Source organism: Rhodococcus sp. FW305-130, from assembly GCF_058788335.1.
On record NZ_JBYTAP010000004.1, the window covers coordinates 513648 to 538563 of the forward strand.

General features: G+C 62.1%; 14 protein-coding genes. 13 read left to right on the forward strand and 1 reads right to left on the reverse strand.

Annotation, left to right across the window (positions count from 1 at the left end):
* Positions 1-30 precede the first annotated feature (30 nt).
* The 6 genes from AC3WQS_RS15520 to AC3WQS_RS15545 all read left to right on the forward strand — a co-directional run bounded on the left by AC3WQS_RS15520 (position 31) and on the right by AC3WQS_RS15545 (position 6077).
* Positions 31-930, forward strand: coding sequence for a TauD/TfdA dioxygenase family protein (locus tag AC3WQS_RS15520; protein WP_070796497.1), 900 nt, complete (start codon positions 31-33; stop codon positions 928-930).
* A gap of 51 nt (positions 931-981) precedes the next feature.
* The gene (locus tag AC3WQS_RS15525) at positions 982-2034 is read left to right on the forward strand and encodes a beta-keto acid cleavage family enzyme (protein WP_003943988.1); all 1053 of its coding nucleotides are present in this window, start codon (positions 982-984) and stop codon (positions 2032-2034) included.
* A gap of 96 nt (positions 2035-2130) precedes the next feature.
* Positions 2131-3492, forward strand: a complete 1362-nt coding sequence (locus AC3WQS_RS15530) for an MFS transporter (RefSeq protein WP_021332896.1) — start codon at positions 2131-2133, stop codon at positions 3490-3492.
* Entirely contained in the window at positions 3492-4115 is a 624-nt protein-coding gene (locus tag AC3WQS_RS15535; protein ID WP_492713079.1) for an RBBP9/YdeN family alpha/beta hydrolase, read from the forward strand. Before AC3WQS_RS15530 ends, AC3WQS_RS15535 begins: the two co-directional genes overlap by 1 nt.
* Positions 4108-5697, forward strand: coding sequence for a long-chain-fatty-acid--CoA ligase (locus tag AC3WQS_RS15540; RefSeq protein ID WP_492713078.1), 1590 nt, complete (start codon positions 4108-4110; stop codon positions 5695-5697). Before AC3WQS_RS15535 ends, AC3WQS_RS15540 begins: the two co-directional genes overlap by 8 nt.
* 8 nt (positions 5698-5705) lie before the next feature.
* Positions 5706-6077 (forward strand): carboxymuconolactone decarboxylase family protein, encoded by a 372-nt coding sequence (locus AC3WQS_RS15545; RefSeq protein WP_020905896.1) that lies wholly within the window; start codon positions 5706-5708, stop codon positions 6075-6077.
* Between the two features lie 6 nt (positions 6078-6083).
* On the opposite strand, the gene AC3WQS_RS15550 is transcribed toward AC3WQS_RS15545, so the two are convergent.
* Positions 6084-7397 (reverse strand): ammonium transporter, encoded by a 1314-nt coding sequence (locus AC3WQS_RS15550; RefSeq protein WP_003943791.1) that lies wholly within the window; start codon positions 7395-7397, stop codon positions 6084-6086.
* A 162-nt stretch (positions 7398-7559) separates the two neighbouring features.
* Between AC3WQS_RS15550 and AC3WQS_RS15555 the strand changes: the two genes are divergently transcribed.
* From AC3WQS_RS15555 to AC3WQS_RS15585, 7 genes are all read left to right on the forward strand, one after another.
* Positions 7560-9806, forward strand: a complete 2247-nt coding sequence (locus AC3WQS_RS15555; RefSeq protein ID WP_492713077.1) for a DNA polymerase III subunit gamma and tau — start codon at positions 7560-7562, stop codon at positions 9804-9806.
* Positions 9807-10483: 677 nt separating this feature from the next.
* Positions 10484-16594 (forward strand): type I polyketide synthase, encoded by a 6111-nt coding sequence (locus AC3WQS_RS15560; RefSeq protein ID WP_080910560.1) that lies wholly within the window; start codon positions 10484-10486, stop codon positions 16592-16594.
* Complete coding sequence (locus AC3WQS_RS15565; RefSeq protein ID WP_080910561.1) at positions 16591-18177, forward strand: hypothetical protein; 1587 nt, start codon at positions 16591-16593, stop codon at positions 18175-18177. The genes AC3WQS_RS15560 and AC3WQS_RS15565 overlap by 4 nt, the downstream gene beginning before the upstream one ends.
* An 88-nt stretch (positions 18178-18265) precedes the next feature.
* Positions 18266-20128 carry a multicopper oxidase domain-containing protein gene (locus AC3WQS_RS15570; RefSeq protein ID WP_492713076.1) on the forward strand — a complete coding sequence of 621 codons (1863 nt, stop codon included), beginning with the start codon at positions 18266-18268 and terminating at the stop codon, positions 20126-20128.
* Between the two features lie 222 nt (positions 20129-20350).
* A complete protein-coding gene (locus tag AC3WQS_RS15575; protein WP_003943886.1) occupies positions 20351-21565 on the forward strand; it encodes an acetyl-CoA C-acetyltransferase in 1215 nt (404 codons plus the stop codon).
* A 45-nt stretch (positions 21566-21610) separates the two neighbouring features.
* On the forward strand, positions 21611-23752 hold the full coding sequence (locus tag AC3WQS_RS15580; protein WP_003943799.1) for a 3-hydroxyacyl-CoA dehydrogenase NAD-binding domain-containing protein: 2142 nt from the start codon (positions 21611-21613) through the stop codon (positions 23750-23752).
* A 108-nt stretch (positions 23753-23860) separates the two neighbouring features.
* Positions 23861-24913 (forward strand): hypothetical protein, encoded by a 1053-nt coding sequence (locus AC3WQS_RS15585; protein WP_492713075.1) that lies wholly within the window; start codon positions 23861-23863, stop codon positions 24911-24913.
* The last annotated feature ends 3 nt before the right edge of the window (positions 24914-24916 follow it).

The window sequence follows — 24916 nt, forward strand, 5'->3', positions numbered from 1 at the left end:
ACCGAAACAGCACTTCCCAGAGGAATTGTCATGACCAACACCGCAACGTTGACAGAAAACCTTCCCTCGTCGACCAGCACGATCCACGTCGAGAAATTGACCTGTTCGATCGGGGCAGAGTTGTCCGGGGTGGATCTCGGCGAGGTCGCACGAGATGCTGCACTCTTTGCCCAGATCAAGGGATTGCTGCTCGAGCACAAGGTTCTGTTCTTTCGCGACCAGAACTTCTCCAGAGCCGAGCACGTAGAACTTGCCCAGCGATTCGGTGAACTCGAGGATCATCCGGCCCTGGGCAGCGACCCCGACCACCCGGGCCTGGTCCGCATCTACAAAGACCTGGACAGCCCGCCGGAGCATTTCGAGAATGCGTATCACTGCGACGCCACCTGGCGCGTGAACCCGCCCATGGGATGTGTATTGCGTTGTGTGGAAACACCTCCGGTCGGCGGCGACACGATTTGGGTGAACATGGCACTCGCCTACGAGAATCTGCCGGCGCGGGTCAAGGAGCAGATCAAGGACCTGCGTGCCAGGCACAGTATCGAGTCGACCTTCGGCGCTCGGATGCCGATCGATCAGCGGCACCAGCTGAAGGAACGCTTTCCCGACGCCGAACATCCCGTGGTACGAACACATCCGGAGACCGGCGAGAAGATTCTTTTCGTCAATTCGTTCGCCACACACCTCGTGAACTATCACACGCCCGAGAACGTCCGCTACGGAATCGATTACGCCCCCGGCGCCGGGAATTTGCTCACTTACCTGGCGAGCCAGGCTCAGATTCCCGAGTACCAGGTTCGGTGGCGCTGGACCGAGAACAGCGTCGCGATCTGGGACAACCGGTCGACACAGCATTACGCGGTGCAGGACTACTGGCCCGCGGTTCGAAAGATGGAGCGCGCCGGAATCATCGGCGACGCACCGTTCTGATCTCTCTTCCCAGCCCCGAAGATAATTCATTCACTCGATCGGAGTCACGCTATGCATTTCCACGACGATTCACTGTTCCCCGAAACCCAGGACAAGCTTGTCATCACCGTTGCTCCCTACGGACCGGAGTGGGAGCCGGACGATTTTGCAGAAGACCTCCCGTTGTCGATGGACGAGCACGTCCAGCAAGCCGTCGACTGCTTCAACGCCGGTGCCACCGTTCTCCACATCCACGTGCGTGAACTCGACGGCAAGGGCTCGAAGCGACTGTCGAAGTTCAACGAGCTTCTCGGCCGCTTGCGTGAGGCCGTTCCCGAGATGATTCTGCAGGTCGGCGGCTCGATTTCGTTTGCCCCGGAGGGGGAAGGCGCCGATGCGAAGTGGTTGTCCGACGACGTGCGTCACATGCTGGCGGAATTGGAGCCGGCTCCCGACCAGGTGACGATCGCGATCAACACCAGCCAGATGAACATCATGGAACTGATGACCGACGACGACATCGCGGGTACGTCGATGCAACGTCCGGAATTGGCCGATACGTATCGGGAAATGACCGTGCCCGCCGGTCCGGAGTGGGTGGCAGAGCACCTGCGCCGGTTGCAGGCCGCCGGAATCCAGCCGCATTTCCAGTTGTCCAGTATTCCGCAGCTCGAAACGGTGGAGCGGTTGATCCGACGCGGCATCTACACGGGTCCGGTCAACCTCACGTGGGTCGCAATCGGCGGCGGCTTCGACGGCCCCAACCCGTACAACATGATGAACTTCGTCCAGCGTGTTCCCGACGGTGCGTGCCTGACGCTGGAAACGCTGATGCGTAGCGTCCTGCCGGTGAACACGATGGCCATCGCGATGGGCTTGCACGCTCGTTGCGGCAACGAGGACACCATCTGGGGCCGCAAGGGCGAGAAGATGACGTCGGTGCAGCAGATCGAGCAGTTGGTGCGCATTGCAGGAGAATTGGGCCGCGAGGTGGCTACCGCGAAGGAAGCTCGGGACATCTACCGGATCGGTGAGACGTATGCCGACACCGACGAGACGTTGGCGAAGCTGGGTTACGCGCCCAACCGCCGGATCGGCCAGCTGGGATTCACGCAGCACGCCTGAGTTCGCACCCTCTCGTACAACAGTTCCGGGGGTACGAACCGCGACGGTTCGTACCCCCGAATCCCCCCGTCTACCTCGAGTACTTCTAGGAGAGTCATGGGACTGCAAGCTCCCGCCACGCCACGTGTGGACACCGCGCTCGGAATCGGCGGACGACGAAAGTTATACCCGTGGATCGTTTTCGCCCTGGCTTTCGGTCTTCTGCTCTCGGACTACATGTCGAGGCAGGTGCTCAGTGCAGTCTTCCCGATCCTGAAAGCGGACTGGGATCTCTCCGATTCGCACCTCGCCTCCCTGAGCAGCGTGGTGGCATTGATGGTCGGGCTGTTGACGTTCCCGTTGTCGCTGCTCGCGGACCGCTGGGGCCGCGTCAAGAGCTTGATCTTGATGGCGGTGTTGTGGAGTGTCGCGACGTTGCTGTGCGCAATCGCTCAGACCTACGAACAGATGTTGGGCGCCCGATTCTTGGTAGGTGTCGGTGAAGCGGCGTACGGCAGCGTGGGTATCGCCGTGGTCCTCAGTGTGTTTGCGCCCCGCGTGCACGCAGCTCTTGCCGGTGCCTTCATGGCCGGTGGATCGTTCGGTTCGGTCATCGGTGTGGCAATCGGTGGGTTCATCGCAGTCCAGTTCAGTTGGCGGTGGTCTTTTGCCGCCATGGCGATCTTCGGTCTGATTCTGGTTGCGCTGTTCCGTGCCCTCGTCACCGAGAAGAAGCTCACCGCTTACGCCGTCGAGGCCGCGCCGGATGCCGCCGGGGAAGCGGTGAGACACGACGGTTTTCGTGCGCCGGTGTCCTCGCTGTTCACCAATCCCGCCGTGTTGTTCGCCTACATCGGTGGTGGTCTCCAGATGTTCACCGCCGCTGTACTTCTGGCGTGGTTGCCGAGCTTCTTCAATCGCTACTACGATTTGGCCCCGGACAAGGCCGGCGTCACGGCTTCCGTGTTCGTCCTCCTGGTCGGAAGTGGGATGGTGGTGTGCGGGTTCATCACGGATAGATTCAGCCGCGACGATTCGGCGCGGAAATGGACCACCGCCATCGTCTACTGCGCCATCTCGTTGGTGACGCTGAGTATCGGGCTCCGGTTGGATACGGGGACAGCGCAACTCGTATTGCTCGGTATCGGTGCATTCTTCTCCGCCGGTTCGTCGGGGCCGACGGCAGCTATGGTCGCGAACCTTACCCATCACTCGATTCGAGCGTCGGCCATGGGAACGCTCACCGTTGCCAACAACCTTCTTGGGCTGGCGCTCGGTCCCTTCGTGGTCGGCATCCTCGCCGATCACCTGGGTCTTCTCGGCGCTCTACAGCTTTCGCCCTTCGTCTATGTCGTCGCGGCCCTCGCGTTGGTAGCCGGCAAGCGTGCCTATCCCGCCGGGATGAGGCGGTTGGCGACGTTGCAGAATCGGCCCGAGATCCCCGGCGCCACTGAAGTAGCAGAAGTTCGGAGTTCCTGATGGATGAATCACCCACGGTAGTAATAGTTCCCGGTCTGCGCGATCATGTCGAGGATCATTGGCAGACTCACCTCGCGCGCAGGCTCGACAACGTTCTGACGGTTCCTCCCCTCGAGACCGACAAGCTCAGTCGCGATGCCAGGGTTGCGGTATTGGACGAGGTGTTGACTAGTGTTTCCAGCCCGGTGGTCCTGGTCGCGCACAGCGCCGGAGTCATGACAGTTGCCCACTGGGCGAGGGCGCATCATCGAGATGTTGCCGGCGCACTTCTGGTCACGCCGGCGGATCTCGAACTTCCTCTACCCGAGTCCTATCCGTCTCTCGAGGAGCTCGATCGGAACGGGTGGCTACCGATACCGCGTCAGCGTCTGCCGTTTCCGAGCACGGTCGCGGCGAGTCGGAACGACCCGCTCGCCGGATATCGCCGAGTTGTGGGTTTGGCTGAAGGATGGGGGAGTCGGTTGCTGGATCTGGGTGAGGTCGGACATCTCAATCCGGCGTCCGGATACGGGTATTGGCCGCGGGCGGAATCATTGGTGTGGGAACTGCTCGAGTCGGTGCCGCGCGCTGCCTCGTCTCATGCCACGGATTCCGATGCGCAGGAGGAACACAGTCATGCTTGATCTTGCTGCTCTGCTGGAAGACTCGGCCCGGCGGTACCCGGAACGGGATGCGCTGGTTCTCGGGGAAGCGAGGCTGACGTATGCGCAGTTCGACGCGTACGCGAATCGCATCGCCCATCTGCTCGTCTCGCGGGGTGTCGAGCCAGGTGACAAGGTGGCGTTGTCCGGCCCGAACGTTCTCGAGTTCCCGATCGTCTACTACGGCATTCTCAAGGCCGGTGGCGTCGTCGTTCCTCTGAACATCCTGCTCAAGGGGCGCGAAATTGCCTATCACCTGGCTGATTCGGAAGCGAAGCTGTACTTCTGTTTCGAGGGAAGTCCCGAATTACCGATCGCCGAGTACGCCATCGCCGGGTTCGAGCAGAGCGAGACCTGTTCGGCCCTGATCGTGATCAGCGCCGAGCCGGGTGCACCGTCGTCGATCCTCGGAGTCGAGACTCTAGGCGAAGCACTGGCATCCGTGTCCGGCACGGAAACGCCTGCAGCCGCGGTTGTTCGTGAACCGACGGACACCGCGGTCATTCTCTACACCAGCGGCACGACCGGAAAGCCCAAGGGCGCCGAACTCACTCACTGCAACATGGTCTTGAATGCACTGTCGACCAACCGGTTGTTCGAGAGCGCTCCGTCCATGCATGAGCGTTATCTCCTGACTTTGCCGTTGTTCCACTCGTTCGGCCAGACAGTGACCATGAATGCGGGAATCTGCGTCGGTGCCACCTTGGTGTTGATGCCGCGCTTCGATGCGACCGCGGCACTCGAGATCATGGGACGCGAAAAGATCTCGGTCTTCGCGGGCGTCCCGACCATGTATTGGGGACTGCTCGGCGTACTGGAGGAGGTAGTGAAATCCGGGGTGGATGTCGAGACCGTTGCACAGAACATGCGGTGCGCGATCTCCGGTGGTGCAGCGCTTCCCGTCGAAATCTTGACACAGTTCAGGGAACGCTTCGGTGTTCAGATCCTCGAAGGGTACGGGTTGTCCGAGACCTCTCCGTTGGCCTTGTTCAGTGACCCGGAGAGCGACCCCCGGCCCGGTTCGATCGGCGTGCCGATCTGGGGCGTCGAAGCGCGGCTTGTCGATGACTCTTGGCGTACGATCACCGGCCCCGATGAAGTGGGAGAGTTGGCGATTCGCGGGCACAACGTCATGAAGGGCTATTTCAACCGACCCGAGGCGACGGCGGAAGTAACGTGCGACGGATGGTTTCGCACCGGGGATCTGGCACGGGTCGACACCGACGGAAATTACTACATCGTCGACCGCGCGAAGGACATGATCGTGCGGGGCGGATTCAACGTCTACCCACGCGAAATCGAAGAGGTTCTGCTCACCCACCCAGCCGTCTCACTCGTCGCTGTCGTCGGGGTGCCGGACACGAGCCTCGGCGAAGAAATTGTCGCCTACGTGATCCGAGAGCCGAGTGAAGAGATCTCCGAATCGGATCTCGTGGAATGGTCGCGGGAACAGATGGCCGCCTACAAATATCCGCGCCGCATCGAGTTCGTGCCGTCGCTGCCGATGACGGCAACCGGAAAGATTCTCAAACGTGAACTGAATCAAGCATTTTCGATTGTCTGAGGAGATCGATGACTGACGTTCGAGCAAGTGAAGCTTTTCCCGTGACCCAGGCCATGAAGGATTCGGGTGGCTGGAATCCGTTGTGGGACGGACTTTCGGAGCTGGATCCCGAGTGGACCGAGCTGTACATGAAGACAGCGATGCAGCCCTGGAACAGCGGGGTGCTGTCACCTCAGGTGATCCAGTTGCTGTGCATAGCCGTCGATGCAGCGAGCACACACATGTACGCGCCCGGCGTACGACGCCATATTCGCGCTGCGCTCGACATGGGAGTGACCCCGAAGGAGATTCTCGAGGTGCTGAAACTGACCACCGTCGTCGGGATTCACTCCTGCAATGTCGGCGTTCCGATCCTGATGGAGGAAATCGCGAACCGGTGACGGCGGTCAGTCCCGCTCGCGGTTCTCCCGTTCCTCACGCTGACGCTGGAGGAACGGGCTCGGGTTCTGTCCGCCGATCGGACCGTGGCCGAGGACTCCGTGCTCGTAGGCGGACTCCGCGTGCAGGGCAACGTCGATTCCGCGGGCCTCGTCTTCACGCGAAATACGGAAGCCGAAGGTCTTGTCGATGAGCTTTCCGAGACCGTAGGTCACACCGAAGGCATAGAGCGCGACCACGACGACACCGACGAACTGCTTGCCCAGCTGCGCGAATCCACCGCCGAAGAACAAACCTTCCGGACCGCCCGTCATCACGGCCGTCGCGAGGAGTCCGATCAGCAACGAGCCGACGATTCCGCCGACGAGGTGCACGCCGACGACGTCGAGGGAGTCGTCGTAGCCGAGCTTGTGCTTCCATCCCACGGCGTACGAGCAGACGATGCCCGCGATCAGACCGATGACGAGCGCACCGAACATGTTCACCGTTCCGCACGACGGGGTGATCGCGACCAGACCGGCGACGACGCCCGAAGCTGCGCCGAACGTCGTGGGGTGTCCGTCACGGTTCTGCTCGACGAACAGCCAGCCGAGTAGTCCGGTACAGCCGGCGACGAGTGTGTTGAGGAAGATCTGCGAGGCCATACCGTCAGCCGCAAGGGCCGACCCGGCGTTGAATCCGAACCAACCGAACCAGAGCAGACCGACGCCGAGCAGGACGAACGGCAGATTGTGCGGACGCATCGACTCGGCCTTGAAACCCATCCGCTGGCCGAGGACCAGTGCCAATGCCAGGCCTGACGCTCCGGACACGATTTCGACCACGAGGCCACCGGCGTAGTCGAGTGCGCCCATCTGGGCGAGCCATCCCTGCGGATTCCACACCCAGTGAGCGACGGGGACATAGACGAGCAAGGACCAGATGGGGACGAAGATCATCCAGGCGGAGAACTTCGCGCGGTCGGCGATCGCACCACTGATGAGTGCTGCAGTAAGGATTGCGAACGTCAATTGGAAGGTTGCGAACAACACTTCCGGGACATTCCCGTGCACGGTCGACGGGTCGATGCCCGCCATGCCGATGTGTTCGAGTCCGCCGATGATGCCACCGTGATCGTCGCCGAACACGAGGCTGTAGCCCACGAACAACCACGCGACCGTGACGAGTGCGATGGAGACGAAGCTCATCATGATCATGTTGAGTACGCCGGTCGAGCGGACCATGCCGCCGTAGAAGAGCGCGAGTCCTGGCGTCATCAGAAGTACGAGTGCAGTACTGACGAGCAACCAGGCAGTTGCTCCGGCATCGATGGTGGCGGGCACAGTTTTCTCCTCACGCATGCGGACCAGCCCGCGTGCACGGAACCCACGATGGGTGCGTGCGGTTTCCTCCGCACTGCGATTGTGTTGCGAACATGTTTCGGGAGAAGTCGGCGTTGCACCCGCACCGGATCACCTGTCGTGGGTCGCCGGTAGTCTTTGCGCGTGGCCCTGTACCGGAAGTATCGACCCGCGTCCTTCGCCGAGGTGGTGGGGCAGGAGCATGTCACCGCACCGCTCAGCACGGCCCTCGACACCGGACGCATCAACCATGCCTATCTGTTTTCCGGCCCGCGTGGCTGTGGAAAGACGTCGTCGGCGCGAATCCTGGCGCGTTCGCTGAACTGTGAGCAGGGACCGACGTCGACGCCGTGCGATGTATGCGACTCGTGCGTTTCGCTTGGCCCGGGCGGCACAGGCAACCTGGACGTGACGGAACTCGACGCCGCAAGTCACGGTGGCGTCGACGACACCCGAGAACTCCGAGACAAGGCGTTCCACGCCCCCGCCGCTTCTCGCTACCGCGTCTTCATCATCGACGAGGCACACATGGTGACGGCGGCGGGCTTCAACGCGCTGCTCAAGATCGTCGAAGAGCCGCCGGAGCACCTCATCTTCATCTTTGCGACGACGGAACCGGAAAAGGTTCTCCCGACCATCCGTTCTCGTACACACCACTACCCGTTCCGCCTGTTGGCGCCGTCGACCATGCGCGGACTCCTGGAAAAGATCTGCGCCCAGGAAGGCGTACCGGTCGAGCCTGCTGTTTATCCCCTGGTCATCAAGGCTGGCGGCGGTTCGCCTCGCGACTCGTTGAGTGTCCTCGATCAGTTGCTCGCGGGAGCCGGCGAAGAAGGTGTCACGTATCCGCGGGCGCTCTCTCTTCTCGGAGTCACCGACGTCGCGCTCATCGACGAAGCAGTAGACGCCCTGTCTGCCAGTGACGGAGCCGCCTTGTTCGGCACTGTCGATCGGGTGATGGACGCCGGTCACGATCCACGCCGATTCGCGCTCGATCTCCTCGAACGTCTACGCGATCTCATTTTGATGCAGGCAGTCTCCGATGCCAGCGAACGAGGGTTGGTCGATGCGCCGGAGGCCGAGCTGGTCACGATGCGTGAACAGATTCAGCGAGTCGGCCCGGCCACGCTCACCCGTTTCGCCGAAACCGTCCACGCTGGTCTCAGTGAAATGCGTGGGGCGACGGCGCCGCGGCTGCTGCTCGAAGTGATGTGCGCGAGAATGCTGCTTCCTTCGGCCTCCGACACCGAGTCGGCTGTGTTGCAGCGGCTCGAGCGCCTGGAACAAGGTATTCCGGCTGCCGGAGTCGCGGCTGCCGCTGCCCCTCGCGCGGCAGCAACGCCGGCACCGACTGTGCCGCCGCTCGAACCGGAGATTGCTTCCAAGTTCCAACGGCCCTCCCAACGCAAGGCCGAGCCTGAGGCACGGCCGGAACCAGCCGCCCCGGCTCCGGCGGCGCCGCCGGTCGTCGAGGCTCCTGTCGTCGAACCTCCGGTAGCGGCAGCTCCCGTGGTCGAGCCTCCCACCGTCGAGATCGTGGAACCGCCGGTTGCGGAAGCTCCAGTGGTTGAAGCTCCGGTGGTTGAAGCACCAGTGGTTGAAGCTCCGGTTGCCGAAGCTCCAATAGTTGAAGCTCCTGTGGTTGAACCACCGGCCCCTGCTCCGGTCGAAGCGGAAGAGCTGATCGGGTTTGCCGAGCCGGAACCCGACTACGAGCCCGAGCCCGAGTACGAGGAGCCGGCGGCTGCAGAAGCTGCGCCGGTCTCGGCGGGCCCCACAGTCGAGACCCTCCGTGAATCGTGGAACACCTTGCGCAACAAGGTCGGTGAACGAAACAAGGTTCTTCCGGCCATGCTGTCCGCTGCGACGGTTCACGACGTGCGTGGGCATGTTGTGGTCATCGCTCACGGCTCGCCGGTCCTGGGTGCTCGTGTGACGCAACCGCACAACGCGGCGGTCATCTGCGAGGTCCTTGCCGAGATGTTCGGTGGCACTTGGCAAGTCGAGTATCAAGAAGGTGCGCCCACAGCGCCGGCAGCATCGAGCGCACCCAAGGCGACAGAAGCTGCGAGCCGCCCGGCCGCTGCGCCCCGATTCTCGCGCCCCAGTCAGGAGCGTGCAGCGCAGCAGCCCAAGGCCCCGCAGCCCCAGCGCGGAGATTCGGACGACATTCCGCCGCCTGAGGCCCCCGACTATCCGGAAGACCCTGGACCGGCCCCTGCTCCTGAGGTCGACTACGAGGCAACTCCTCCGCCTGCAACGCCGGAGGACGAGGACGAGATGTTCGCGGAGGCGGCTGAGCCCGCTGATCCGACTGCCAGACGTGATCCCGAGGACGTTGCAAAGGAACTCCTCAAGGACGTCCTCGGGGCACGCCGCCTCGAAAGCTGAGTTGCCGACTCGGTCCGTGCGCGTGAAACGGCTGTCGGAATGCCGCGGCACCACTGTGTGATCGAATTGTTATAAGTGCCGTTCCTTTTGTGTGCGCACGTGTCGAAAGGGCACCGACTCGGCCCGGCAAAGCTGAATTGTGTGTGGCCGGTTTGCTGGCACATTCGTTCGCCCAATTCCGGTGTAACGAAACATCGATTCGGACGATGGTCGCCGAAGAATATCTGGAATTTCTTGTTGCCTGATCGACATTCGCGTGCTGTTGCTAATTCTCAGTGTGTCACGAATGTTCAGATTGATAGTTGTCGGATGTTTGTTTTGCGGTGATCGACCAATTTGGGACATTCGGCGAATTGGCCACATATTCGGCATTGCGGCATTTCGGTGCGCACTCAACTGAGCATTTGCCGATCTCGAGAAAAAGGTGGCCGTGAAACCGGCATCCGGTACGGATGTTCAAACCACTGCTTGACCGGCGACGAAGCAAATAAGTAACTCTGAGTTACAGCTAACTCTCGATTGCTATCAAATTGCTGACACATGTTCACGGAGCTGAACGACCTTTGTTATTTGTTTATGCCTTGAGGTGAATCTGCGTTTTACACACGGCTGAACGCGTGGTTAGTCTTCGGTCGATTGAGTCTCCCGTGGATGCGCGCGAAAATAGGAAGTGTAAGATGACTGAAGATTCAACTAATCCCGCGATCGCGATAGTCGGGATGAGCATGTGGTCTCCCGGTGCCCATGATCTGCAAGGATTTTGGGAGAACGTCCTCGCGCGACGGATGCAATTCCGAAAGTTCCCCGAGTCGCGGATGTCGCTCGACGACTACTGGAGCGCGAGCCCTGACGACGTCGACAAGACATACGCCGACCGCGGCGCGTTCATGGACGGTTTCGAATTCGACTGGGTCGGTCGCCGGATACCGGAGCGAACCTTCAAGTCGACAGATCTCACACACTGGTTGGCGCTGGAAACAGCACTCGGGGCTTTGACGGACGCGGGCTACAGCCGAGGATCGGTGCCAACTGGACGCAGCGCCGCAATCGTCGGCAACTCCCTCACCGGTGAAGAATCCCGGATGTGGTCGATGCGTTTGCGTTGGCCTTACGTCAAGCGCGCACTCGCTGTGGCAGCCGAAGCGCGCCAGTTGGACAGTTCCGTCGCCGATGCTCTCGCCGAGACGATGGAAGAGGTCTACAAAGGCCCGTTGGTGGAGCCGAGTGAAGACACTCTGGCCGGCATGTTGTCGAATACGATCGCCGGCCGTATCTGCAATTACCTCGACTTCAACGGCGGCGGGTACGTCGTGGACGGTGCGTGCGCGTCCGGAATGCTCGCGGTGGCGACTGCAGCCGAAAAGCTGGCGTCCGGCGCGGCCGACTTCGTATTGGCAGGTGGAGTCGACGTCAGCCTGGATCCTTTGGAACTGGTGGGATTCGCCCGTTTGGGTGCACTGACACGCGGCGACATGAACGTGTACGACGCAAGCCGAAGCGGATTCATCCCGGGTGAAGGTTGCGGATTCGTGGCCTTGAAACGACTCGAGGACGCCAGGGCGGACGGCGACTACGTGTACGCGACGATTCGCGGCTGGGGCATCTCTACCGATGGCAAGGGGGGAATTACCAAGCCCCGCGCCGAAACTCAGGCCGAAATGATCCGTCGCGCATACTCGGGAGCGGGATTCGCGGCCAGCGAGGTTGCCTTTGTCGAAGGACACGGAACTGGTACTCCCGTCGGGGACCCTGTCGAATTGGCCGGAGTCCAGCAGGCCGCGCAGACGGACGGACCAGTCGAGGCTCGTAGCATCGGCATGACCTCACTGAAGTCGCTGATCGGGCACACGAAGGCGGCTTCGGGCATCCTTGCGCTGATCAAGGCGACCATGGCCGTCAATCAACGAATCCTTCCGCCGCTCGCCGGTTGCACCGACCCGAACCCGGCGTTCGGAACCGAAGCACCGGCACTCTTTCCGCTTGTCAACGGCGAGATCAGAGATCCGTCGGAGAAGATGCGTGCCGGTGCGCAAGCCATGGGTTTCGGCGGTATCAACTGCCACGTCGCGATCGAATCGGCTGATGCACCGTCCAGCAAGCTGACACCCTCGCAAGACGTCCGCACGATGATGGCGTCGTATCAGGACACCGAGGTATTTGTACTCTCTGCAGATTCCGCGGTGGACTTGGCGACCCGAGCGCGGGATGTTGCAGATCTGGCGGTTCCGTTGAGTGTTGCGGAGCTGCTGGACTTTTCGGCGAAACTCTCGCGAGTGATCTCGCCGACCGCGCCCTTCCGTGCCGCAGTGGTGGCCGGACGTCCCGCGCAGTTGGCCGAACGCATGCGTCAGCTTGCCGTGATCTGCGAGAACTCCGCTCCAGCTTCCGGCCAGGTCAAGGTGGTGAGCAACGAGATCTCGATTTCGAACAGCGTCCGCCACGACATCGGATTCCTGTTCCCTGGACAGGGATCCCAACAACTCGAGATGGCTCGCGTGCTGATCGAGCGCTTCGAGTGGGCGCGCGAACTGGCGACCAATGCGGACGGCTGGTTGGAGGGAGTTGGAGCGGAGGCGATCACGCCGCGGATTCTGCGGAACCCGGTCAAGAGCGCAGACGCTGCGGAATTGGCGAAGTGGAAGCGGGACCTCGCCCAGACACAGTTCACCCAGCCCGCCGTCGCCTTGGCGTCGCTGCTCTGGTTCGAGTACCTCCGCCGATTGGGTGTCACACCCAGTGCTGTCGCCGGCCACAGTCTCGGGGAGTTGACTGCGCTCTACGCGGCCGGAGCTTACGACCAGAAGACGCTGATCACCTTGGCTGCGGCGAAGGGTGCGGCCATGGCTGTCAGTGGTGGTGGAAACGGCGCAATGGCGAGCCTGACCTGCGACCGATCGACGGCTGAGGCGATCATCGCGGAGGCAAAGGGTTACGCGACCGTCGCGAATCTGAATACGCCTACGCAGAGTGTGGTTTCGGGTACCAAAGACGCGGTCGACGATGTGGTTGCCATCGCGAAGACCCGCGGAGTGTCGGCTCAGGCGCTTGCCGTGTCGAATGCTTTCCACTCCGAGATGATGAACGAGGCCGAACGGGAGCTGAAGTCCACTGCGCCCGTTGACGAGCAAGTCGATTCGTTGACTTGCCCCGTGTATTCCTGCGTCGAAGGGGAACGCGTACAGACGCCACTGGCACTTCGCGAACTGGTCACCAAACAGGTTGTCTCACCGGTTGACTGGGTCAAGACGGTAAGTGGGATCTCGCAGGAAGTGGACCTGCTCGTCGAGGTCGGACCCGGCCGTGTGCTGACCGGGCTCACCAAGGCGATCAATGGGACCGACGGCGTGCGCTGCTTCCCCGTTGCGTCCAAGTCCGGACGCGACGAGGACTTCAACGTCGCACTGGCCGCGATGTACGTACACGGCGCTCAGGTCCGCTGGAACGAACTTTTCGACGGCCGGTTCGTGCGCGAATTCGTTCCTGCCGATCAGAAGGTGTTCATCGAGAACCTGGCCGAGGCGAAACTGACGGTTGCCTCTGCTCCCGAACCGCTCGCACTTGGTACGTCCGGCGGGGATCCGGCTGCGGCGCTGGCCGATTACCTGAGCCGACGCGGGACCTTCCTCGTCGACGTCATTCGCGCGGATGTAGGCAGTGGAGCGACTTCTCCGTCTTCTCCATCTGCTCCGACTTCGCGGGCAGTCACCAACGGCCACGAATCTGTAGCAGCGAAAGCTCCTTCGCCGGTTTCGGCTCCGGTAGTCGAAGAGCCGGCTGTTGCGGGCGCCGGGTCCGTGGAAAGTGAGCTGATCAGGATCCTCGCCGATACGACGGGATTCCCCGCCGAGTCGATCACGACGGATCTGCGTCTGCTCGATGATCTGAATCTCGACTCGATCAGTGCGGCAGAGGCTATTTCGAAGGTTGCACATCAGTTCGAGGTTGTCGACCTCGACCCTGCCGAGTTGGCCAACGCCACCATCGGAGAAGCAGCATCGCTGATCCTTGCGGCATCACCGCATCCCGGTTCTGACGTTCCAGCAGCGAGTTCTGCGCAGTCGGACGTGTCGCGAATACTGCTCGAGGTAATCGCGGAGGACACCGGATTTCCGGTGGAGTCTCTCGACGTCGACCTCCACCTTCTGGACGACCTGAACATGGACTCGATCAAGGCCGCCGATGCAATCGCGACGGTGGCAACACGATTGGGTGTTCAGGGTGACCTGGATCCGGCCGAACTCGTCAACGTCAGCCTGGGTGAACTGATCGAAGTGCTCGATCGGTCCGCGAAGGAGAAGTCGGGGCAGCAGCAGCCGGCTGCTCGGGCGCTGCCGGCGAAGGCAAAGGGTATATCAGCCGACAGTTTCACCTGGGTTCGCGATTACACCCTGGAAAAGGTTCGGAGCGAGACAGCGTTGCACGGAGTCCGAGACCTCACGGACACGACGTTTGTCGTCATCGGTGACGACGCCGGTTTGGTCGGAAGGTTGGAATCCGAACTTCGAGGTCGTGGTGCTCAGGTCGACATTCGCACATTCTCCGACAGCACTACTGCGAATGCACACCACGTGGTTGCCGTCATGCCGCGCGTGACCGATGATTCCGTCACCGAAAGCGGCTTGCGCCGTGGGATCGAACACATGTACAAGATAGTTCCGGCGCAGCAAAGTGGAGGCGCGCGAACCACATTGGCAGTGGTTCAGTTCACCGATGTCGAGTTGAGCAATCCAGCGCCGGTGCCGAGTGTGGCGGCTTTCACCGCTTCGGTGCATCACGAGCGTCCCGAACTGGATGTGCGCGTCATAGGATTCGACGGCTCGACTGCGGACGCGGAGGTGGCAGCCACTGTCGTCTCCGAGTTGGATTCGGTTGCACCCTATGTGTTCGCGACTTACGACGCCGAGATGGGACGCACGGCACTGCAACCGCGAGTTCTCGCCTCCAACGACTACACCGTCCGCGAAAGCGGATTGGGAAGTTCGGATGTCGTGGTCGTGACCGGTGGCGCGAAAGGCATCATGGCCCAATGTGCTCTGGCCCTCGGCCGAAAGACCGGCGCCGAACTGGTGCTGATCGGAAGCTCTCAGCGACAAGCGGGCGACGAAATCGCCTCCACTCTTGCGGACTTCACGTCTGCCGGTTTGAGCGCTCACTACTATCGCTGCAACGTCACGGATGCCGCGGCGGTGACCGGCGTCGTCGCCCAGATCGAGGTCGAGGTGGGGCCGATCACCGGGTTTGTCCACGGTGCGGGGGCAAATGTTCCGCGGCGGTTCGAGAGAGTCGACAGCGCTGCGGCTTTCAAGGAGGTTGCACCTAAGGTCCTGGGCGCAGCCAACTTCGTCGAAGCGCTCGCTGATCGTGACTTGAAGCTGTTCGTGGGCTTCTCTTCCATCATCGGATTCACGGGTATGCCCGGAAACAGTTGGTATGCATACGGAAACGAGCTTCTCGACGAAATGGTGGTGCGGTATGCCGCCGGGCACCCGAAGACTCGGACGTTCTCGCTCGCGTACAGCGTGTGGGGAGAGACCGGGATGGGCGCCCGCATGGGCAGTGTCAACCACCTCGCGAAGATGGGTGTCATGCCGATTTCGACGGCTGCGGGAGTGGATCATTTCCTTCGCCTGGTCGACAGCGGACCCGAGGCGAGTCGTATCGTCGTGACCAGTCGACTCGGCGGTCTCGACACCTGGGCGCCGGCAGCACCGGCTCTGCCGGCGGTGTCGCGCTACATCGACCAAGTGGTGACATTCGAGCCGCAGGTAGAACTGGTGACCCGGACGACGTTGTCCACCTCGGCGGATCCCTTTGTCCTCGATCATGTCTGGAAGGGATCGGCGCTGCTTCCGACGGTGTTCGGGCTCGAGGCGATGTCGCAGGCGGCGGCGTATGTCACCGGACGCGTGACCCTGGGTCGCGTCCGCATCGACGACATCAAACTGGATCGACCGATCGTCGTCGACACCGTCGAGGGCACCAGAGTCGAGATCAAGGCAAGCGTCGTGGAGCAGGATCGTGATGCCGCAGGAACGCGGGTGCATGTCACGATCGGCACCGAACGGACCGGGTACGGGCGGCCCCATTTCTCGGCCGACTTCATCTTCGGGCTGGACGAATCACTGCCGGAGTTCGAGAAGGAGTTGCCGCGACCGGTGCTCGACATCGATCCGTTGGACGACCTCTACTCGTGGTTGCTGTTCCAGGAGGGCGATTTCCGCCGACTCGAAGAGATCTCGAGCCTCGATTCCGAGCACATTCTCTTCAGTGCTATTTCGCGAGCCGACCGTAAGCAGCACCTCCTCGGTGATCCGTATTTCCTCGATTCCCTGCTCCAATCGGGCCAGATCATGGTTCCGCGGGAGATCTGCCTTCCGGTCAACATTGCGCGAATCGACATGTACGACGGACGATTCGAGGCTCGTTCGTTCACCGCGTACGCCTACGACAAGGTGCAGACAGAGACCCACATGCAAGCCGACGTGGCGGTGGTGAAGGACGGACGAGTGGTGATGCAGCTCGAGGGATATCGCTCCCAGATTCTCTCCCACGACGAAAGCCGTCCTACGGCTGAGGAAATCGCGGATCCGACTGCGCGCGACGCACAGATCATTCTCGACAAGCTCGCGCAACACAGCCGGGCGTTGGGAGTGAAGAGCCCGCGGGTTGTGGTCGCGCACACCCCGGGGATTCACGAGTTGACCAAGTCGGAACGCCACGAGCAGGAGAAACCGATCGCCGAGGCGGCCGTGAACATTCATCTCGATGAGGATGTGGTGATCAAATGAGTAATGCCTTTGCCATCGAATGGCAGGAAACCGGAAAGCCCGTCGTTGTCGGTGATATTCCACCCTCTGTGGATGTCTCGCTCTCGCACGACGGCAGCAAGTCACTCAGTTCGGCCGGCGACTGGCCTCAGGGGTGTGACATCGAACCGATTCGCTCCCGAACCGTCGTTCAGTGGAAGGCGCTTCTGGGTTCGGCGCGGATTCCGCTGCTCGACGAGTTGATCGCAGGCGGCGAATCACTCGATCGTGCGGGCACCAGGCTGTGGGCGGCGGCCGAGGCGATCCGAAAGGCCACGGGGCAGATGTCGGTTTCTCTGGCGATGGGCGCCAGGGAGGACGACGCAGTGACCTTCCGCGGCGGCGCAGAGGGAAGCGTGGTGGTTCTGACCTTTCCGGCTCTGTTGACAGACAACGAGGAGCGGATTCTCGCTTTTGTGACCGATGAGGCGGATGCCGAAGAGCGTGTTTCGGACGAGGAGGATGCCGAAGAGTCGGCGCAGGACCCGGCACCACAGTTCGACACCGGCCCGTTGTCGGCGAAGTCTCTCGCGCAGTTCGACCCGATGGCCTACGGCTCCGACGTGCATGTGGTGGCCCGAAGCGGCTATCCGGCGGTGTCGATCCGGTTCCCCGTCGGGTTCCGGGACGCGTGCAACGTCGGTGGATCAGTGGGGTTCGCGAGCTTCGCGCTGTGGTTGGGCGCTTTGCGAGAGAGGGGAACCGGACCGATCTCGAAGCAGATCGTGGAGGACATGGCGACGGGTCGTTGGGGCATGGTGACCAACAACTCCGAGGTGTTCATCGATGCGAACCTGTACACCGACGACATTGTCGAGGGGACGATCTGGATCACCGAGCTCACCGGTCCGGATCGGGCAACCACCAATCTGCATGTCGAATGGTGCCGGGTCGACGGCGAGACGCGCACTCACATCGGGTGGAGTGCGATGCAGACGACGTGGGTGGAAATCCTCTCCCACGGTGTGGTGGCGGCACGGCCGATGCCGCAGTACTTCCACGATTTCATCGAGCCGATGACGATTCCGACGGGGGCGAAGAACATCGCTGTCCCCACACAACCGAAGGACGTCGATCGTGGTTCCTTGATCCGCTCGGCTCCGATGGTGCCGCGCAATCCGTACCTGCTCGAATCCGAGGTGTTCTCGACGACGATGCAGGACGGAAACGTCGTGGGCAACATCTACTTCGGCAACTATTACATCTGGCAGTCGAGGGTTCGGGACAAGTTCCTCGCCCGTTCTCAGCGTGAGGCCATGGCGGCCAGAGGCGCTCTCGGGGAACTGCGTTGTGTGCACACCAGGGTTGAGCATCTGCGCGAGGTCATGCCGTTCGACGACGTCCTGGTCACGATGTCCTTGGCTGCCCTCTACGAGAGGGGGATCGACCTCGAGTTCGAGTACTTCAAGGTCAATCAGGACGGATCACGGGAGAAGCTCGCGATCGCTCGGCACAGAACTGTCTGGACGATGCCGGGCGCTCCGGGAGAACTGGAAATCTCTCCGCCGTCGAAACTTCCGCAGTCACTGATCGATTCGGTGCTGGAGGCGATCGACGGAAAGTAGACGGGGGATTTTCCGAGATCGAAGTGGAGAGACGGGTTGCGTTTTCCTTGCCGGAGAACGCAACCCGTTTCGATGGGGAGGGGTATGTATGGGTATCGGGGTTTCGAGAAGGTCGGTTCTGAAGGGGTCGGCAGTCGGCACGGTGGCGGTTGCATTGGGTACAAAGGCAAGTGCTGTTCCAACCGGGAGCGCGGACATCGAGTCGCCGTTGATTTTTCATTCGCCGGAGTTCGAGCCGTTTTGTGACGAACTACCCTCGTTGTCGACGCTTTCCGGAAACGAGATCACGCTGACAGCGCAAGTGGGGCAACATGCCTTTCATCGGGACTTTCCATCGTCCCCGGCACTGTCGTACCGCAGCGGAGAGATCGGTGGCGGCTATCTGGGCCCGACCGTCGAGGCGCATTCCGGCGAGCCGATCATGTTGACGTTCGAGAACGATCTGACCGGACATCCGTTGGCAGCGGACATGGATATGACGCTGCACGGAATGCAGGCCGACTTTCGTGCGAAACCGCCGACGTCGTTGCACTTGCACGGTGGAGTCACTTCACCTGAGAGCGACGGCCACCCGGAACTGCTGGTGATGCCGGGACAGGCTGCGATGCATCACTTTTCGCACGGTCAGGAAGCCGCCCACCTCTGGTATCACGATCACGCGATGGGCATCACCCGGCTCAACGTCTACGCCGGTCTGATCGGCAACTATCTGATCAGGGATGAATTCGACACCGGCAAACTGGGAAATCCGTTGGGGTTGCCGGCCGAGGAATTCGAGATCCCGTTGATCCTGCAGGAGAAGATCTTCACGCCGACAGGCGCCCAGAACGGCCGATCCACCATCTTGATCCCGGAAGGATCGTGGGAAGGCGGCGCGGTGGGCGACGTTGGCTTGGTCAACGGCAAGGTGTGGCCGGAACTGTCTGTGGCTCGGGGCCTTTACCGCTTCCGCATCGTCAATGCGTCGTCGGCAAGTGTGTGGAATCTTCACTTCTCGAACATGATGACGTTCTGGGTCATCGGCAACGACGCCGGAATGCTCGACGCACCCGTCGCGGTCAATGCCTTCCGCTGCGCACCGGGGGAGCGGTACGACCTCCTCGTCGATTTCACCGGACTGTCGGAGGGTTCGACGGTGGAGCTCCGCAACGACGAGGCGCCCCCGCTGCCCGCTGCTGTCATCGGTGAAGTGACGATGCCGCTGTTCTGCCGGTTCCGCGGCGACTCCAGGCGCGGATTCACCGGTGGTGTTCCGTCGCAACTGCGCGGTGGGCGCCGACAACGTGACGTTCTCGCCCCGTTGGAGCAGCCGACGGTAATTCGCACGGTGACAGTGAGCCAGCAACTGGAACTGCGGAATCCACCGGCTCAGATGACGCTGAACAACCTGACGTTCAGCACCACGGACGTCGAGAGGCCGCGGCAAGGCACCGTCGAGCAGTGGAACATCGTCAACACCACGCCGGACCCGCATCCGATACACCTGCACCTGGTGAATTTCCGGATTCTCGGCAGGACACCGATGCGGACGCTGGAGTACTTGATCCGCCATCCGCAGCCGGTGATCGGCAACAAGTGGACTCCGTCGCCCGACGGGTTCGAGGCGGGGCCGATGATCGCGCCGGCGCCGTGGGAAGCGGGGATGAAGGACACCGTCAGGGTGGACGGCGGCACTGTCACCCGGATCATCGTGCGATTCCCCACCGAGGATGAGCTGGGTTTCGATCCCGACGCGATGTTCGATCGTCTTCCGAGCGCTGTGATGACGAGCGCTGTGATGACGAGCGCTGTGATGACGGGCGGTGATCAGGCGCATCAGGGAAACGGGCATCACGGCATGAGCAACCACGACGCGAGTAACACCGGTCGGCTCCAGGGATACGTGTGGCATTGCCATCTACTCGATCACGAAGATCACGACATGATGTTGCCGTATCGCATCGTGCCGTGAGTGCTTCCGGGGGCGCTCTCGAAATGAACCGAAGCGGGCAGGCGTTCGCGCGTCGGATCACCTCGGTCACCTAGCAGGATCGCTTCGGTCCTTCCCATGAATTTGGAACACGTTCTACAGTGAAAGGGCTGAGGTCTGTACCTCGGCCATGCGCCACCACCGAAGGCGGCGCGGACGATCTGCAGACCGGTTCGACGAATTACACGGAAGGAACACCTCACAGTGACCACAGAGGCATTCATTTATGAAGCCATCCGTACCCCGCGAGGCCGCGGCAAGAAGACCGGGTCGTTGCACTCGGTCAAGCCGATCTCGCTGGTCACGGGTCTGATCCAGGAACTGCGCGTGCGCTTTCCCGACCTCGACGAGGATCGGATCTCCGACCTCATCCTGGGCGTCGTCACCCCCGTTGGCGATCAGGGAATGGACATCGCCCGCGTTGCAGTCAACGATGCGGGACTGCCGGACACCGTCGGCGGCGTTCAGCTCAACCGTTTCTGCGCTTCCGGCCTCGAAGCCGTCAACATGGCAGCTCAGAAGGTTCGGTCCGGCTGGGACGAACTGGTGATCGCCGGTGGCGTCGAGTCGATGTCCCGCGTTCCGATGGGATCCGACGGTGGACCGTGGGCGCTCGACCCCGCCACCAACTACGACAACTACTTCGTGCCGCAGGGCGTCGGCGCAGACCTCATCGCCACCATCGAGGGCTTCTCGCGTGACGACGTCGATGCATACGCCGTGCGCTCGCAGGACCTCGCCGCCAAGGCGTGGACCGGCGGATACTTCGCCAAGTCGGTAGTGCCGGTCAAGGACATCAACGGCATCACCATCCTCGACAACGACGAGCACATGCGTCCGGGCACCACGGCCGAGAACCTTGCCGGCCTGGCTTCCGCGTTCGGTGTGATCGGTGAAATCGGCGGATTCGACGCCGTATCGCTGCAGAAGTACCACTGGGTCGAGAAGATCAACCACGTTCACCACGGCGGCAACAGCTCGGGAATCGTCGACGGCGCTGCCCTCGTGCTCGTCGGTAGCGAGCAGGCCGGCAAGGACATGGGTCTGACGCCGCGCGCTCGCGTCGTCGCCACCGCCACCAGCGGCGCCGACTCCACCATCATGCTCACCGGCCCGACGCCGGCGTCGAAGAAGGTTCTGGCAGCTGCCGGCCTGACGGTCGACGACATCGACCTCTTCGAGATCAACGAGGCATTCGCTTCCGTCGTCCTGAAGTTCCAGAAGGACCTGAACATCCCGGACGAGAAGCTCAACGTCAACGGTGGCGCGATCGCAATGGGTCACCCGCTCGGTGCAACCGGCGCGATGATCACCGGAACGATGGTCGACGAGCTCGAGCGTCGTGGCGGCAAGCGCGCCCTCATCACCCTGTGCATCGGCGGCGGTATGGGCGTTGCCACCATCATCGAGCGCGTCTGACGCGGCGTCCGTCCTTCCAACGAGGCTTACCAGGAGTCAAGCAAAGTGACTGATCAGAACATCATCAACTGGGACCAGGACGCCGACGGCATCGTCGTGCTCACCATCAACGATCCCAACCAGGGCGCAAACACCATGAACGACGCGTACATCGCGTCGATGAAGGCCACCGTCGACCGTCTGGTCGCCGAGAAGGACTCCATCACCGGTGCCGTCATCACCTCAGGCAAGAAGACCTTCTTCGCCGGTGGCGACCTCAAGAACATGATCAAGGTCGGCCCCGAGCAGGCCGAGGAGATCTACAACCACAGCGTCGAGATCAAGGCAGACCTGCGTCGCCTCGAAACTCTCGGCAAGCCGGTAGTCGCCGCCATCAACGGCGCGGCGCTCGGCGGCGGCCTCGAGATCGCTCTCGCGACCCACCACCGCATCGCGGCAGACGTCAAGGGCGTCAAGATCGGCCTGCCCGAGGTCACCCTCGGCCTGCTGCCCGGCGGCGGCGGCGTCGTGCGCACCGTGCGGATGCTCGGTCTGCAGAACGCGCTCATGGGCGTCCTGCTCCAGGGGCAGCAGCGTGGACCAGTTCAGGCCAAGGAAGTCGGCCTCATCGACGAGGTCGTCGGCTCGGTAGAAGAACTGGTTCCGGCTGCGAAGGCATGGATCAAGGCCAACCCCGAAGGCGGCGTTCAGCCGTGGGATGTCAAGGGCTACAAGATCCCTGGCGGAACCCCGTCCACCCCGGCATTCGCTGCCAACCTTCCGGCGTTCCCCGCGAACCTGCGTAAGCAGCTCAAGGGTGCTCCGATGCCGGCTCCGCGCGCCATCATGGCCGCAGCCGTCGAAGGCTCGCAGGTCGACATCGACAACGCGCTCCTCATCGAGGCTCGCTACTTCACCTCGCTGGTGACCGGCCGCGTCGCGAAGAACATGATTCAGGCGTTCTTCTTCGACCTGCAGTCGATCAACGGCGGCGGTTCACGTCCGGCAGGCATCGAGAAGTCCACCATCAAGAAGGTCGGCGTCCTCGGCGCGGGCATGATGGGCGCGGGCATCGCGTACGTCTCCGCGAAGGCCGGCTTCGACGTCGTCCTCAAGGACGTCAGCATCGAGGCTGCCAACAAGGGCAAGGCGTACGCCGAAGGCATTGAGGCCAAGGCACTCTCGCGCGGCAAGACCACGCAGGAGAAGTCCGACGCACTCCTCGCCAAGATCACCCCGACGGCCGACCCGGCCGATTTCGCCGGCGTCGACTTCGTCATCGAAGCGGTCTTCGAGAGCCAGGAACTCAAGCACAAGGTGTTCCAGGAGATCGAGGACATCGTCGATCCCAAGGCGCTGCTGGGCTCGAACACCTCGACGCTGCCCATCACGGGTCTCGCCACCGGCGTGAAGCGTCAGGAAGACTTCATCGGCATCCACTTCTTCTCGCCCGTCGACAAGATGCCGCTGGTGGAGATCATCCGCGGTGAGAAGACTTCCGACGAGACTCTGGCTCGCGTGTTCGACTACGTCCAGGCGATCCGCAAGACGCCGATCGTGGTCAACGACTCGCGTGGCTTCTTCACCTCGCGTGTCATCGGAACCTTCATCAACGAGGCCATCGGCATGCTCGCCGAGGGCGTCGAGCCTGCCACCATCGAGCAGGCCGGTATGCAGGCTGGTTACCCGGCTGCGCCGCTTCAGCTTTCGGATGAGCTCAACCTCACCCTCATGCAGAAGATCCGCAAGGAATCTGCCGACGCCGCCAAGGCCGAGGGCAAGGAACTGCCGGCAGATCCGGCCGGCGAGGTCATCAACACCCTCGTCGAGAAGTTCGATCGTAAGGGCAAGCTCGGTGGAGCCGGCTTCTACGATTACGCCGAGGGCAAGCGCACCGGCCTGTGGTCCGGACTCCGCGAGAACTTCAACTCCGGAACCTCCGATGCTCCGATCCAGGACCTCATCGACCGCATGCTGTTCATCGAGGCGATCGAGACGCAGAAGTGCTTCGACGAGAACGTCCTGATCACCACGGCGGACGCCAACATCGGCTCCATCATGGGCATCGGATTCCCGGCCTGGACCGGTGGCGTTCACCAGTTCATCGTCGGATACGAGGGCGGCACGGCCGGCTTCGTTGCTCGCGCAAAGGAACTCGCTGCGCAGTACGGCCCGCGGTTCACCCCGCCGGCTTCGCTAGGGGCATAGCCCCCGTGCGCGGTTAGGGAGTCTCAACACTTCCTAACCGCGCACAGCTTTATCCACAGGTTGGTTTTCTCGGCGAATTCCTTCTGTATGTATTTGCAGGCTCGTCGTATGCCTTCACATACAGAAATCGATGCATTGCAGACCGTCGTCGATGCTCAGCACGGACTGGTCACTCACACCCAACTTCACACCATCGGATTTCCTCGCTCTCGCGTGAAACAACGAGTTGAGGTCGGACGCTGGCAAACTGTTCTTCGCGGCGTCTACTCCGTCACCACGGGCCCATTGACCAGGTATGCCGTACTCGAGGCCGCGCTCTTGTACGGTGGCGGGTCGTCGATGCTCAGCCATCACACCGCCGCTGAGGAATGGTCGATGCGTCGGCCGGACAACACTGCACCCGTACATATCACCGTTCCGTACGGGAAGTCTGCAATCTCTCAGGCCGCCACTTTCGTTCGTGGCCTCGGCGCCGACCGACATCCATCACCCCTGATCGGCACTGTCCTCCATCCCGGCGTTGTGGTCCACCGTTCGAGGGCTCATCGTCACATCGGCGTCGACGCGCAGATGCCGCGCACCGGCAAGGCTGATACAGCACTCGATCTGGCCGTCGCAGAACCGACTCCGCGCGAGGCCTATGTCAGCCTCATCACCACAGTCACCAACGGCCGCATCCGCTTGACGGACATCCGCCGACGCATGGAGGAGCGCTCACCCCGTAGATACCGGAAGGCCCTCGAAAGTGCGGTGAAGCTTTTGGCAGACGGGGTGCAATCGACTCTCGAATATCACTATGCGGTGGATGTGGAGCAAGCACACGGGTTGCCCGCGGCCAGACGCCAATCACCGGTTCGCGTCGACGGTCGCACGCTGTACGAGGATTGTGATTACAGCGAAGTCAGTGTGCCGCTGATCGTGCGTCTCGACGGTCGGTGGGCGCATTCCATGGCCGAGGTGGCATTCCGTGATCGCCGTCGTGACAACGCGGCAGAGCTGGCGCGTCGTCCGCGGTTGGTCTACGGATTCGACGAGGTGATGAAGACCCCGTGCCAGGTTGCGCACGAGGTGGAGACGGTCTTGCGGCGGGGAGGTTGGGAGAGAAGAGGGGAGAACCCCTGCGGGGCCTGTGAGTGGTTAAGGAGTGCAGAGACTCCTTAACCA

Excerpts from the sequence above, each read along its gene's own strand:
- AC3WQS_RS15520 (WP_070796497.1), top strand. The coding sequence starts at position 31 with ATGACCAACACCGCAACGTTGACAGAAAACCTTCCCTCGTCGACCAGC.
- AC3WQS_RS15525 (WP_003943988.1), top strand. The coding sequence starts at position 982 with ATGCATTTCCACGACGATTCACTGTTCCCCGAAACCCAGGACAAGCTT.
- AC3WQS_RS15530 (WP_021332896.1), top strand. The coding sequence starts at position 2,131 with ATGGGACTGCAAGCTCCCGCCACGCCACGTGTGGACACCGCGCTCGGA.
- AC3WQS_RS15535 (WP_492713079.1), top strand. The coding sequence starts at position 3,492 with ATGGATGAATCACCCACGGTAGTAATAGTTCCCGGTCTGCGCGATCAT.
- AC3WQS_RS15540 (WP_492713078.1), top strand. The coding sequence starts at position 4,108 with ATGCTTGATCTTGCTGCTCTGCTGGAAGACTCGGCCCGGCGGTACCCG.
- AC3WQS_RS15545 (WP_020905896.1), top strand. The coding sequence starts at position 5,706 with ATGACTGACGTTCGAGCAAGTGAAGCTTTTCCCGTGACCCAGGCCATG.
- AC3WQS_RS15560 (WP_080910560.1), top strand. The coding sequence starts at position 10,484 with ATGACTGAAGATTCAACTAATCCCGCGATCGCGATAGTCGGGATGAGC.
- AC3WQS_RS15565 (WP_080910561.1), top strand. The coding sequence starts at position 16,591 with ATGAGTAATGCCTTTGCCATCGAATGGCAGGAAACCGGAAAGCCCGTC.
- AC3WQS_RS15570 (WP_492713076.1), top strand. The coding sequence starts at position 18,266 with ATGGGTATCGGGGTTTCGAGAAGGTCGGTTCTGAAGGGGTCGGCAGTC.
- AC3WQS_RS15585 (WP_492713075.1), top strand. The coding sequence starts at position 23,861 with ATGCCTTCACATACAGAAATCGATGCATTGCAGACCGTCGTCGATGCT.